Origin of the sequence: Nitratidesulfovibrio termitidis HI1, from assembly GCF_000504305.1 — a bacterium.
GTDB classification, from domain to species: domain Bacteria; phylum Desulfobacterota; class Desulfovibrionia; order Desulfovibrionales; family Desulfovibrionaceae; genus Cupidesulfovibrio; species Cupidesulfovibrio termitidis.
In genome coordinates this window covers 2,413,923-2,427,119 of sequence record NZ_KI632512.1, presented here as the reverse complement: position 1 = coordinate 2,427,119, position 13,197 = coordinate 2,413,923, and the positions used below count along the sequence as shown (strand labels likewise).

Sequence of the window (13,197 nt, the reverse complement as noted above, 5' to 3'; positions counted from 1 at the left end):
TTTATTTGGGGGGATGGAAGTCAGTGGCGTTATTGTAGTCCATGTCACCCCCACAATTGAAAAGTTTGCGGGGATGGGGGTACGGGGGAAGGGGAGCTTTTCAAAGCTCTCCTTCCCCCGGAAAGTATTACGGCAATTGCCGTACCACGCGGGCGGGCGTGCCCGCCACGAGGGTGGCGGGGGGCACGTCGCGGGTGACCACGCTGCCAGCGGCCACGATGGCCCCGTCGCCGATGGTCACGCCCTTCAGGACGATGCAGCGCATGCCCAGCCAGACGTCGTCGCCGATGGTCACGTCGCGGTCACGTTCGCAGGCCGGGGTGGTCAGGCGCGTTTCCGGCGGCCATTGGGCGTGGAAGTCGGAATCGGTGATCACGCAGTTGGGGCCGATCATGGTTCCCTTGCCGATGCGGATGGTGCGCGAGCGGGCGGTGATGGCCGTGCCGTTCATGGTCACGCCGTCGCCGATCAGGATGGCGGCGCTGCCCGCAAAGGTGCGCAGCCGGGTGGGCGCGTGGATGGTGGCGGATGTGCACCGCCGGGACGAGGAAATGATGCCCACCCCGCGCCCCAGTTCGATGCGGCTGCCCGGCCAGCGTTGCAGGATGATGGTGCCGCAGCACTCGCACCCGCCGCCCAGCCGCACGCCGAACAGCGCGGCCTTCAGCCGCATGCGCACCGTACCCCACAGGCAGGATGCGCTGCGGTGCACGGCCATGCAGCCATAGGACACGATGTCGCGCGGGGTCAGCCCCTCTTCGCGCACCTTGCGCAGCGCCTTGGTGATGAATCCACCCATTTCAGGCTCCTTCGCGGGCCACGTTTCCCACCCAATTGAAAAGTTTGGGAGGGTGGGGGTGCGGGGGAGGGAACCTTTTTTAAAAGGTTCCCTCCCCCGCGAAGTCATTTGCCTTTCAGCCTGTTACCTACAACCCGCGCAGCGCGTCCAGCCAGATGCCGTTGATGCTGCCGGAGGTGGTCATGGCGTACTGGGCGCACCAGTTGCGGCGGGCTTGCTGCACGGCGTCGCTTTGCCACCAGCCTTGCACGTCGGGCCAGATGCGGCAGATGTGCGCGGCGGCGGCATCGGGCGTGGCGTGGTGGATGCCCACGGCGGCCAGTTCGGCTAGGGCGGCGGCGGTTTCGCGTCCCACGCGCCAGTGTTCGGCGTTCCAGAACAGCACCGTGGGCGTGTTGGAGGCCATGGCCAGCTCCAGGGTGGTGCCGTGATGGTCCAGCACCAGCAGGCGGCAGCCCAGCATGTGCTCGTCCAGGCTCCCTTCGCAGCGGCGCACGTCGGCAAAGCGGCGCAGCACCCACGGACCGTCGTCCAGGCCGCTCATGGTCTGGAAATAGGGGCGGTACAGGGTGGATGCGCGCACATGGTCGGGCAGGGCGGTGAGAAAGCGCGCCTTGTCCTGGCGGTACGACAGCCATTGCAGGGGCTGTGGCCGCGAATCCAGCCGGTACGAGAGCAGGCTCATTTCCGCGCCGACGAATACCAGCGCGCCGGTGCGGTCGACATGGCTGTCCCTGATGCGGTCCAACTGGCCGTGCGGCAGGGGCACGTAGTTGCCCCGGAAGGGCGCGTGGCTGGTCCAGCCCCAGGTGACAAAGGCATGCTGGCGGTATTCGTAATAGGGCACCACGGCGGATTCGCGGATGTGGCCGTAATTGCCGCCGTGCTGGATGAACACCAGCCGCGCCCCGGCGGCGCGGTCCAGGGCCACGCGCATGCGGTAGGCATCGTCGTGGTACGACCCCACGCTGACAACGCGGGTGCGCGGGCGGCGCTGCCGCACGGTGCGGGGCAGGCGCTGCTGGCACAGGGCGCGGGGGATGGACGGCAGGATGATGTCGTCCGGCTCGAAGCGCCACACCGGCATGCGCCCCTTGAGCTGGGCCAGCGGGATGGTGCGGTCCTCGCAGGTGCGCGGCCCCAGCAGGGCCATGGAAAACACCAGCGATTGCAGGGTGGAAAAGCCCTTGATGCGCGGAAACGGCAGCGCGTACAGCAGCCGCCGTGCAAGGCCGCGCAGGCCGCCTTCGGCGGGGGCTCCGGCGTGGCGGGTGACCGGCTCGGCATGGATGGCCCGCCAGGCGGCGGGCAACTGCGGTTCAAGGATGCGCGAGAAGACCCACCAGTTGAACAGCTGGTCCTGAGCGCCCGCAAGGATGAACTGGTGGCTGTCCTCGAAGGAAAAGGCGCAGTCGCCCGGCAGCAGGGGGACGTCCAGTTCCTCGTTGCCCCACAGGCGGATCATGTCCTGCACGCGGCGCTGGCGCTCGTGCAGCATCTGGCAGCACAGGGTCAGCCACGGGTACAGGGTCAGGTCCCAGAAATCGCGCGGCAGGTCGGCGCCGTGGTGCGCGCCAAGGCGCAGACCAAGGTCGGGGATGCGCGAGATGGCGTAGCTGTTGGCCTCGTCGATGGCGGCGGCCACCTCGTCGCCAGTGGCGTACGGGTCGGGGCCGAAGGTGAAGCGGGTATCCCAGTCGGGAAAGGCGTCCTCGCGCCCGTGGAAGCACCACGGCCCGGCCATCAGGTGGGTGTCGGGGGTGGCATCGTCGGGGGCGACGGCAAGGACAAGGGTGCGGCGTTGGGTCATGTGGGGCTGCGCGCGGGGCGCGGTGTTTCGTGAAGGCCCGGCGGGTGCGGCGAGATGGGCCGGATGATGGCCCGCCGGGCGGTCAGGTGTAGTGTGCGGTGCGCGGAAGGCGTCTGGTCAGTGTTCGGCAGGGCTCCGGTTGCGCATCGGTCGTGCGCCCGTAGCGCGCCGGGTGGTGTCCGGCGCGCCAACCGGCCGCCTGCCGGTTATTCCAGATGGCTCCACTGGAGCACGGTATCTTCCGCGATGTCGGCGCGGGCGCGCTTGCCGAGCACCGCGTCGATCTCGCGCGGGCTCACGCCGTGGGCCGGGCGCTTCCAGGTCAGGTCGTCGCGGGTGATCACCGCGCCCGCTGCGATGGGCCGCGCCGCCACCAGGCTGCGCCGGGCGTTGCGGCGGGCGGGGGCTTCGGATTCCAGCGCAGAGATGGTGAACGGCCCAACCATGGGCAGGATGCGGTCGAGCGAGGCGTTGAAGCGCGCCAGATCGTCCTTGTCCATGGCGTGGTAGTGGTCGTTGCCGGGCAGGGTCTTGTCGTGGGTGAAGTGCTTTTCGAGGATGCGCGCGCCCAGCAGGGTGGCCACTTCCAGCACCTTCATGTCGCGGGGCAGGGTGTGGTCCGAATAGCCGATGATGTGCTGCGGAAAGTGCTGGCGCAGCGCCGGAATCATGCCCAGCGCGGCGTTCACGTCGTCCGTGGGGTAGTTCAGCACGCAGTGCAGCAGGGCCAGCGGGTTGCCCTTGGCCTCGATCCACTCCACCGCCTCGGCGATCTCGTGCAGGTGCGCCGCACCCGTGGACAGGATGATGGGCTTGCCGAACCCGCACAGGAATTCGATGAACGGCTTGTTGGTGATGTCCGACGACGAGATCTTGTACACGTCCATCATGTCGTTCAGGAACTTCGCCGATTCCACGTCGAACGGCGTGGACATGAATTCGATGCCCGCGCTGTCGCAGTGCTTCTTCAGCGCCTCGAACTCGCCCTTCCAGAACTTGTCGTGCCGGGTGAACAGCTCGAACTGGCTTTTGGTCGGCTCCTTGGTGGTGTCCCAGTAGGCCGGGGAATCCTTGGACGCCAGCGTGGCCGCCTTGTACGTCTGGAACTTGATGGCGTGCGCGCCGCCCGCGCAGGCCTCGTCCACCAGACGCTTGGCAATGTCCATGCTGCCCTCGTGGTTCACGCCTGCCTCGGCAATGATGTACGGACGCTGGATGCCCGCGCTGCGTGCGCACACAGGCTTGGTGCTGAATATTTCGGTCAGGCGCATGGTCGTGCTCCTTGTGAAATGACTGGTGGTGGGAAAGAAACTTGTGGGAGGCAGAGTAACCGGGGAGGGGACCCTTTGGAAAGGGTCTCCCTCCCCGGACCCCTCCCCCCAAAACTCTTTATTGGGGTGGGGGGCACGGGGAAGGTCTGTGCAATGAATACCCTACAAAAAGGGGTCAAGGGGACGGTAGCCGTTATGTGAGCGCGCAGCGCGAACATTATGGATAGCGATCGCAACGCGTGTGCCCCCTTGCGGGGTGCAGGGGCAGCGCCCCTGCATTCTTGAGGCTTACCCCTTGGGCGGAAAAAGGGCCACGATTGCCTCGGGGGTGATGTCGGGATGGATGTCCAGCAGGGCGAGGGCGCGGTAGTCTTCGGGGGTATCCATGTCCAGCTTAAGGTCCGGGCGGCGCAGGGCGGGGTTGGCCGGGTCGAAGGTGCGGATGCGGTACTGGCCGGGGTTGTCCCAGATGTACGACAGGCAGTGCTCGCGGTGGGCAGGCAGGGTGGCCCTGGCCGCTATGTCGGCCAGCAGCGCGTAGGACAGGGTTTCCGCGCCGAGGCCATCGGGGTAGCTGTTGCCACGCGGAATGTGGTTGTACGCGTAGTCGCAGGCCCCGGCGGCGTTCTCGCTGCGCCAGAAGCGGATCAGGTCGTCGATGGCTGGGCCCCAGATCAGCGGGTTGTCGGCGCAGATGCGCACCACCTGCTCCGCGTGGTGGGCGGCCCCGGCCAGGCGAAAGCGTTCCAGCACGTCGTCTTCCGGCCCGCGAAACACGGCCACGCCCTGCCGCGACAGGTGGTATTCCAGCACGTCGTTTTCGGGCCGGTCGGAGGTGGCCACGACCACCTCGTCGATGAGCTGCGCCTTGCGGGTGCGGCGCACCACCCAGTCGATGACGGGCAGGCCGTGCAGCGAAAGCATGGTCTTGCAGGGCAGGCGGGTGGACCCCAGGCGGGCCTGGATGAGGGCGACGGTTCTCATGCTGAATCTCCGTGCGGGCCGCGCGGCGTGTCGGATCTGTGTGATGTGGTAGGGGCCGCGGGCGTCACGTGCGCACCCGAAAGCGGGGCGTCGGTGGCAAGGGGAACAGCGGGGGACGCTCCACTGGCGGTCCCGTTGGTGCCCCCGTTGGATGCCACGGCCCCTTCCACGCTGGCGGATTGTTCGATGAGCGCGCTGCGCAGGTCGAAGTCCGGGCCGAAGGGCAGTTCATCGAGGTACGACGGCCTGCGCGGCGCAACGCCGCCCTGCGCGGGGGCCAGCAGCGCACCGATGCGCGCCACCACCCCGGCCTTGTTGCGGGTGAAGTCCAGCCGCTGCATGCGCTGGTGCAGGGTGCGGCGAAACCCTTCGTCCAGCATGCGCGTGAAGGCCCGGCGCAGCGCCCCTTCGCGGAAGGGATGCATGACGCCGAGGTAGGCGAAGCCGTTGCGGGCGCGGGCAAAGGTGTGGCGCGCCTCGCGCTCGTGGTGGGCCATGACGATGGCGGGCACGCGCATGTGCGCCAGTTCGTACACGGTGCGCCCGGCGGAGCAGATGGCGATGTCCGCCCCTTCCATCTTGCGCGACATGACGTTGGTGGCGTGGGTGAATTCCACCAGCGGCGAGCCCAGGGCATCCACGTGGGCCTGCATGGCCTCGCGGTGGGCGTAGCCCGGCCCGGCCACGATGCTGATGGCAACGCCCCGCTTGCGGCACAGCGGCTCGATGACGTCCAGAGTGCGCCGGGTGAAATCGGAATGATCGGTGCCGCCGAAGGTGACCAGCACCCGCTGCGGCTGCGGACGGAACGGGTTGCGTTCACCGGCGATGAATTCGTCGCGCAGGCAGAAATAGCGGTGGCCGTATAGCAGGCGCGGGTCTTCGTGCTTTTCCTCGTACAGGGCGTTGACCACAAGGTCTGCGTGGGCCGCGCCGGGGCCTTCGTCCTCGAAGTTCACGGTGCGCACCCCGGCGGCCTTCAGGCGCAGCATGTAGTTTGCGCCGGTGTCCAGGATGTCGTTGACCACCAGGTCCGGCGCAAGACGCAGTACGTCGTTTGCGAGATCATCCGTCCGCTGGATGAGGGTGCGGTAGTCGCGCGCGGCGATGTTCTTCACCGCCAGCTCGCTGTCGCGGGTGCACAGAAAGGTGATCTTGTGGTCGGAAATCTCGTGGGCCAGCATCAGGGCGCGGAACACGTGCCCCATGCCGATGGCAGGATACCCGGCCACCACGAACACGATGTGCCGCCGCTCCAGCAGCTTTTCGCACAGCCACCAGTCCTGGTAGCTGTTGATTTCGATGGCCCGGTCATTGAGGAAATAGGGCATCACGCGCGGGGTCGCGCCGGGGGCCAGGGCGGATGCGCGCAGCATGACCAGCGCCTTGCTTTCCACATAGACTTCGCGGTTGCCGGAAGATCGATCGCCGGAGGGGTGCCCCGGCTGGGGCGCGCCCTTGTCTGACCTGTCATCCGGCCTGTCATCCGGCCCGTCTTCCGCCCTTTCGTCTGCGCGGTCTTCCGGCCCCTCATCCGCCAGAATGGCGTCCAGGCTGCCGTCGCGCTTTTCCCACACCCGCTGGCGGATGCTTTTCACCGTCACCAGCACGTCCGCGCCCTCGTTCCGGAAGCGGTCGAAGGCGTCGTCGATGTCGTGGCCGGTCAGCAGCGGGCAGCTGGCCCGGTAGATGACCAGATACGGGTAGGTGGCGGCCAGTTCCTCCAGCACGCCGCGCAGTTCGCGCACGATGTCCAGCGAGGTGAAGCGCAGGCTGGCGTTGTAATGGTGGCGCACGCCGTTGCGCTCGCAGACCAGGGCGATTTCCTGGCTGTCGGTGACCACCACGATGTCCGCCGCATCGGCCACGGACCGGGCCGTGTCGATGGCGCGCTGGATCAGGGTCACCCCGGCCAGCCGTTTCACCAGCTGGTCGGGGATGACCGCGTTTTTCTTGATGGCGGGAATGACGATGCAGCGCCGGGGGGCGGTCATGTTGCCGCTAACCCCTGCGCAGCCCGTCGAGCACGTCTTTGGTGGCGGCGAGCATGTAGTCGAATTCCGCCTCGGTCAGCCAGTGCTGGAACGGGAAGGAGATCATGTTGTCGAAGAACGTGTCGGCGTTGGGGCAATCCGCCGCGCCGTAGCCCAGGCGCTGGTAGAACGGATAGCGGTTCAGCGGGTAGTACTGCACCACGCACTTCACGCCCTTGTCGTTGAACATGGTGCGGATGAATGCGTCGCGGTTGCCGTTGGTCATGCGCGCGGCCAGCAGGTGGTAGTTGTGCCGGGTGGTGTCCACCCGGTGGAACTCCAGCTCCGGATAGTCGGCCAGCGCGTCGATGAAACGCACGGCGCGCTGGCGTTTTTCGGCGTTGATACGGTCGATGCGCTCCAACTGCTTGATGCCCAGCGCGCACTCGATCTCGCCGATGCAGTAGTTGTTGGGCCACAGCATCTCGCCGTCGATCATGGGCATGTCCACGTTGCCCATGGCAGGCACCCAGTAGTCGGGCCGCTCGAAGTCGAAGCCGCAGTGCCCGTTGTGGCGCAGCGCGGGCACCAGCCTGGCCAGTTCCGGGTCCTGCACCACCAGCATGCCGCCTTCGCCCAGCGTGGTCAGGTTCTTGTGCGAGTGGAACGAGTAGATGGCAAAGTCGCCGAAGCTGCCGGACATCTTGCCGTCCACGTCCGCCCCGATGGACTGGGCCGTGTCTTCCACCACCAGGATGCCGCGCGAACGCGCCAGCTCCATGATGGCGGGCATGTCCGCCACATAGCCGTACAAATGCACCACCACGATGGCCTTCGTGCGCGGGGTGAGCACCTTTTCGATGCTTTCCGCCGTCACCACGCGGGTCTTCAGGTCTATGTCCGCCCACACCGGCTTCGCGCCCTTCTTCAGGAACGGATACGCCGACGCCGTGAACGTGTGCGACGGAATGACCACCTCGTCGCCCGGCTTGAACCGGCACAGCTGCGCCGACAGTTCCAGCGCCGACACCCCGTTCATCACCGCAAAGCAGTGCTCCACACCCAGGTAGTCCGCAAACTTGTTTTGGAACTCCTGCATGTACCGGCCCTGGGTCAGGGTCTCGGCCGTGCGCATGGCCTCGGCCACCACGGCAATCTCGTCCTCCGTGTAGTAGAGGGCGCGGCCGCTGAAATTCACCTTGATATCCATCTGTCCATGCTCCTGCAACGCAGTATCAAGAGTGTGTGGGGCTCCGCCCCACGCCCCGCAAGGGGGCCGCGCCCCCTTGACCCCTTATGCCTGTTTGCAGCGCACTTCGTGCGCTGCAAACAGGATATGGGCAAGGCGGGCGCAATGGGCGAGCAAAACAAGGAGGATTATCCCTCGTTGCTCTGCCGGAGTGGTTGCCCCCCACATTGAAAAGTTTGGGAGGATGGGGGTCCGGGGGAAGGAACCTTTTTCAAAAGGTTCCTTCCCCCGGTTGCTCTTCATCTTCCTGAATTATGAGGCTGGCCTTACATCGCCTTGAACAGCGAGATGACCTTCTCGTCGGTGAGGATCTTGCGGAAGTCGGGGCCAAGGGCGTTGGTGAGCGGCTTTTCGTGCACCACGGACGAGGCCACCAGGGCCTTCATCTGGTCATCGGAGAGGTTGGCGCACAGGCCCTTGGGCAGGTTGACGCCCTGGCGTTCGATCATCTTCACGTAGTTGGGGTAGTCTTCGGGATAGAATTCGCCCAGCACGCTGAGGGCGTGGCAGTTGGCGATACCGTGGTGGGTGTGCAGCACCACGGAGAGACCGGCGGAGATGGGATGGATGACGCCCACGTTCCCGGCGCTCATGCCGCCGAGGTACGAGGCGATCATCATCTTTTCCAGGTTCTCTTCGGCCATCATGTCGTTGGAAAGAAAGATGTCTTCGCACATGTGCACGGCCTTCTGGGCCAGGGCATCGACGATGACGTTGCGGTAGCTGCCCCGCAGCGATTCGATGCAGTGCATGTAGGTATCCATGCCGGTGTAGAAGTACTGGTCGCGCGGCACGGTGCGGGTCAGTTCCGGGTCCAGCAGCAGCTGGTCGTACATGGTCAGGTCGCTGTTCATGCCCAGCTTGATGCCGCGCTTGGCGTTCAGCAGCACGCAGGTGCGCGAGCATTCCGCGCCGGTGCCGGACAGGGTGGGCACGCCGATCTTGTGCGGGGCGGGGTTCTTGACGAGATCCCAGCCCTGGTAGTCCGCGGCCTGGCCGGGGTTGGTGAGCATGTTGGCCGCGGCCTTGCCCACGTCCAGGGTGGCCCCGCCGCCAATGGCCACGACGGTGCAGGGCAGGCGGTTGTCATGGGCGCGCACGGCGGCGGCAAAGTCGTCGATCTGCTCGGTGGTGGGTTCGTTGGTGGTGTCCACGAACAGAACGAGGTCGCCGTCCTTCTTGGGCAGGCGGCCTTCCAACTCGCGCCCCCGGAAGAAATGGTCCACGAAGAACACGGCGGGACCGGCCACGGCGGCGCGGCGCTCGTCCACAAGGTCGCCCAGTTGGGCGAAGGAACCCTTGCCGAAGATGTAGAAGGGAACGTTCTTGGTATTGCGGTACATGGTGGTCTCCTGGGGGTTGTGCGGAAGGTGCGCCGCGTTGCGCATTCTAGGCGCATTCGCGGGGGCGGGCAAGATGCCCGGAAATTTGTGGAGCAGCGGTTAGCCGGGGAAATGCCCCGGCGGTGCGGCATGCGCGAAGACCCGGTCGTTCAGGCCGGGGGCGCGAAGCAGGCAAGGCGGTGCGGGGGTGTGCATGGGGGTGACCGGCGATGCCGGGCGGGGTGTGGCCGCGTGCTGCCGCCGGGGGTGCCCGGCGGAACGGAGTGGATGGGACTCGCGACGGATGCAGCAGTAAGGATTCGGCGTGGCAAAGTCAATGGGCAAGGGGCCGGTGCAGCGCGCAATGCTGGCCTTGGGCGCGCGGGTATGGCAGGGAGGTGGTGGAATGGAACATTCAACAGTCATCGGGGAGGATGCATGAACGACGACGGCAAGATCATGACCCGGCGCAATCCGCTTGGCGCACGCGGGTTTTCGGCGCTGGTGGCGCTGCTGGTGCTGGCGGCGCTGGTGGCCGGGTGCAGCCAGAAGCTGCAACTGTACCGGCCCGGTGCGCTGGCCATGGTGACGGGCACCATAACCTTTCGTGAGCGCATCCTGCTGCCGCTTTCGGTGCAGGGTGAGGTGCGGCTGCTGGACGTGACCGACGGGGGTGACGGCGTGGAACTGGCCCGCGTGGAAGTGCCCGCGCCAGTGCGGGTGCCCGCGCCGTTTCGCATGGACTTCGACGCCGCGCGCCTCGACCAGCGCCGCAACTACGTGGTCGAGGCCACCCTGTTCGAGCCGGGCACGGGCGGCGGTCCGGGGCGGGTGTGGTTCCGCACGCCCGCGCCGCAGCATGTGCTGACCCACGGCAACCCGGCCTATCTGGAACTGGTGCTGGAGATGACCCGATGAGCGGAGGCATGCCGGAACTGCAAGCCGGCGTCCTCCGTTGCCCGTGGGCGCGCGCGCCGGAGGAAATCGCCTACCACGACACCGAGTGGGGCGTGCCCGTGCGCGACGACCGCATCCACTTCGAATTCCTGGTGCTGGAGGCGGCGCAGGCCGGGCTTTCGTGGCTGACCATCCTGCGCAAGCGCGCGGGCTACCGCCGCCTGTTCGCCGACTTCGACCCCGCCGTGGTGGCCCGGTATACCCAGGCCGACGTGGAGCGGCTGCTGGGCGATGCCGCCATCGTGCGCAACCGCCTGAAGGTGGAGGCCGCCGTGCACAACGCCCGGCTGTTTCTGGACGTGCAGGCTCGCCACGGCAGCTTCGATGCGTTCATCTGGAATTTCGTGGACGGCCGCCCGGTGTGCAACCAGTGGCGCGAACTGGGGCAGGTGCCCGCCACCACGCCGCTGTCGGACACGGTGTCGAAGGAGTTGAAGCGGCTGGGCTTCAAGTTCGTGGGGTCCACGGTCATCTACGCCCACCTGCAGGCCACGGGGCTGGTCAACGATCATCTGACCAGTTGCTTCCGCCATGCCGAGGTGGCGGCGGAACGCCGGGGGCAGGCAGGATAGGGGCGCAGCTGCGGCCAGTGGTGGTGGGGCAAGGGGCGCACAGGGGGGGGGCAGGCCACGCCATGCCGGGCGAGGCTGCGCTTGCAGGCCAGGGCAGGCCAGATCGGGCCAGATCAGATCGGGCCAGATCAGATCAGGCCAGATCAGGCCAGATCAGGCCTGGCCTGCGGCTGATGGCGCTGGCGCACTTCCGCCGCCGTGGCCAGCAGCGTGGCCACGAAGTCGCCGCTGCCCATGGCGCTGGCGAACATGGCGTCGGGCAGGGCGCCGATGGCGCGGGCGCAGGCGGTGACCACCTTCTTGCGCAGCATGAAGTCCGGATTGATGGAAAATTCCACGTCGTACCCGTGGATGACGGGCAGGTACCGCCGGGGACAGTACAGTTCAAGGATGCCGTGTTCGTACAGGTAGCAGTACAGCGCGAACCTGTTGATGCCCGTGCGCGGCACGAGGTTCTTGCGGCGCTGGGCGCGCTTGTAGCTGTTGTAGTCCGCCCGGGTGCTGGGCGGCGTGCCGAGGTCCAGCATCCGGCCCTCCGACGGGTAGCAGACCAGCAGGAAGCGGGCCAGCTTGGCCCGGTGCGAGTAGTCGGCGTCTTCCTCGCCGTACAGGCCGTAATCCTCGTTCCAGTAGCCAAGGATGTTGAATACGTCGCGCGCGATGGCCGTGGCCGAGCCCGTCAGACTGCGCCGGGTGACGGTGACGGTTCGCCCGCTGCGCAGGGTGACGTCGTACAGGGTTGCTTGCGGTGCGCCCAGCCGTGGCCCCAGAAAGGCCACCTCCGGGTCCGCCGACCACAGGTCGAGGATGTCGAGAATCCACCGCGGGTCGGTCACCTCGATGTCGTTGTCCAGCTTCATGTACAGCGGCGTCGGGCACACATCGAACCCGAAGTTGGACGCGCAGGATACCCCCATGTTCTTGCGCAGCAGAAAAAGGTGGTCGATGACGCCGTGTTCGTGCAGCTTCACCAGGAATTCGCGCGTGCCGTCCGTGGAGCAGTTGTCCACCACCGTGAGCCGTGACGGGACGTGCACATGCCGTTTCAGGGAAAAGATGCAGCGCTTCGTCAATTCCAGGCGATTGAACGTGGGGATGGTGAAATTGACGGCGGGGGAATCCATCGCTGCTCCGTGAGGCGGTTGCCCACGATGTCGTTGACCCGGATGCCCGGCCAGCGCATCGGGCGCGACCGGGTGAGGGTACATGTTTCGGATTCCTAGCGCAGCGCGGCGGGGCAGGCAATAGCATTACTCGTATTCGCTGGTTCTCGTGCAGCAAAAGGCTCCCCGCCCGGCCCGATGCGGGGGGCGCGTCTTGCCAGTGCGAAAATTGATGCCTATAATTATTGGTATCCGTTTTATCTATAGCAACACCAAGGAGTTAGTGGAATTTATGATCACGCTTACCGACCGTGCCCGCACGGAACTTGATGCCTATTTCTCCGACAAGGAGCGCAGCCCCATCCGCGTCTACCTAGCCCCCGGCGGTTGCAGCGGCCCGCGTCTGGCCCTGGCCCTGGACGAGCCCGGCGAAGAAGACAAGGTGTTCGAGCCCGGCGGCTACACCTTCTGCGTCAACGGTGCGCTGCTGGAACAGTCCGGCGCCATCAACATCGACCTTGGCTCCATGGGCTTTGCCGTGACCTCCGAAGTGCAGCTTGGCGGCGGTGGCGGTGGTTGCAGCGGGTGCGGGAGTTCGAGCAGTTGCTGCGGCTAGGGGGCTGACTGCAAACCGCCCTTTTCCCCGCTGGCTACCGACCCGAAGGGCGCGAAGCGTGCCCGTTAGGCGAGTATGCGAGCCTTACGGGCATCGTGCGCAGAGAGGTCAAACTTCGGCCGCCATTGCGTTGCTGTCCTTATCCGTAAGGTTCGCTTCGCTCACCTAACGGCTGAGGCTCGGTCAAATACCCAAGAGCGCGCTGCGGTCCTCAATCGTAAGGCTCGCAAGCTCGCCTAACGGTTGAGGCATATTCCCTCATGGCGGCCTCGTTTTCCTTGCCAGCGGAAAAAAATCTTGGTTTGCAGCTTTGAGCCTTCAGCATAGCCGGAGAACGAAAATCCCGTCGCGTCAGCGCGTGGGATCACACCTGTTTCTGCCTTGGCACGAAGAACATGTACGGGGCCGGATGTCACATCCGGTCCCGTGTTGTTTTCTGGGGGCTGGCGCGGCCACGCTTTCGGGCGGATCGTACCCCCTGCTGCGTTGAGCGGGAGGAAAACGTTCCAGCGCAACCGCCCTATCCGCCCTTGCACCCCGC

Annotated in this window: 11 protein-coding genes; 3 read left to right on the top strand and 8 right to left on the bottom strand. The window is 66.2% G+C overall.

What is annotated here, in order from left to right; all coding sequences use genetic code 11:
• Positions 1-127: 127 nt before the first annotated feature.
• The 7 genes from DESTE_RS09890 to DESTE_RS09860 all read right to left on the bottom strand — a co-directional run bounded on the left by DESTE_RS09890 (position 128) and on the right by DESTE_RS09860 (position 9,429).
• Positions 128-799: an acyltransferase gene (locus tag DESTE_RS09890; protein ID WP_035067311.1), complete on the bottom strand. Its 672-nt coding sequence runs from the start codon at positions 797-799 to the stop codon at positions 128-130.
• Between the two features lie 127 nt (positions 800-926).
• Positions 927-2,609, bottom strand: a complete 1,683-nt coding sequence (locus DESTE_RS09885) for an LIC12162 family transferase (RefSeq protein WP_035067309.1) — start codon at positions 2,607-2,609, stop codon at positions 927-929.
• A 206-nt stretch (positions 2,610-2,815) separates the two neighbouring features.
• A complete protein-coding gene (locus DESTE_RS09880; protein ID WP_035067307.1) occupies positions 2,816-3,880 on the bottom strand; it encodes an N-acetylneuraminate synthase family protein in 1,065 nt (354 codons plus the stop codon).
• Between the two features lie 288 nt (positions 3,881-4,168).
• A complete protein-coding gene (locus DESTE_RS09875; RefSeq protein ID WP_035067305.1) occupies positions 4,169-4,864 on the bottom strand; it encodes a cytidylyltransferase domain-containing protein in 696 nt (231 codons plus the stop codon).
• A complete protein-coding gene (locus DESTE_RS09870; RefSeq protein WP_035067303.1) occupies positions 4,861-6,858 on the bottom strand; it encodes a cytidylyltransferase domain-containing protein in 1,998 nt (665 codons plus the stop codon). Before DESTE_RS09870 ends, DESTE_RS09875 begins: the two co-directional genes overlap by 4 nt.
• 7 nt (positions 6,859-6,865) lie before the next feature.
• Entirely contained in the window at positions 6,866-8,047 is a 1,182-nt protein-coding gene (locus DESTE_RS09865; RefSeq protein WP_035067301.1) for a DegT/DnrJ/EryC1/StrS family aminotransferase, read from the bottom strand.
• 305 nt (positions 8,048-8,352) lie between these two features.
• Entirely contained in the window at positions 8,353-9,429 is a 1,077-nt protein-coding gene (locus DESTE_RS09860; protein WP_035067299.1) for an iron-containing alcohol dehydrogenase family protein, read from the bottom strand.
• Positions 9,430-9,846: 417 nt separating this feature from the next.
• On the opposite strand from DESTE_RS09860, the gene DESTE_RS09855 reads away from it, so the two are divergent.
• Positions 9,847-10,326: a YbaY family lipoprotein gene (locus DESTE_RS09855; protein WP_035067297.1), complete on the top strand. Its 480-nt coding sequence runs from the start codon at positions 9,847-9,849 to the stop codon at positions 10,324-10,326.
• Positions 10,327-10,334: 8 nt separating this feature from the next.
• The gene (locus tag DESTE_RS09850) at positions 10,335-10,937 is read left to right on the top strand and encodes a DNA-3-methyladenine glycosylase I (RefSeq protein WP_035070112.1); all 603 of its coding nucleotides are present in this window, start codon (positions 10,335-10,337) and stop codon (positions 10,935-10,937) included.
• 143 nt (positions 10,938-11,080) lie between these two features.
• Here DESTE_RS09850 and DESTE_RS17230 read toward each other — a convergent pair whose 3' ends face one another.
• Entirely contained in the window at positions 11,081-12,061 is a 981-nt protein-coding gene (locus DESTE_RS17230; RefSeq protein ID WP_245590800.1) for a glycosyltransferase, read from the bottom strand.
• A gap of 271 nt (positions 12,062-12,332) precedes the next feature.
• Between DESTE_RS17230 and DESTE_RS09840 the strand changes: the two genes are divergently transcribed.
• Entirely contained in the window at positions 12,333-12,656 is a 324-nt protein-coding gene (locus DESTE_RS09840; RefSeq protein WP_012613004.1) for an IscA/HesB family protein, read from the top strand.
• Positions 12,657-13,197 lie beyond the last annotated feature (541 nt).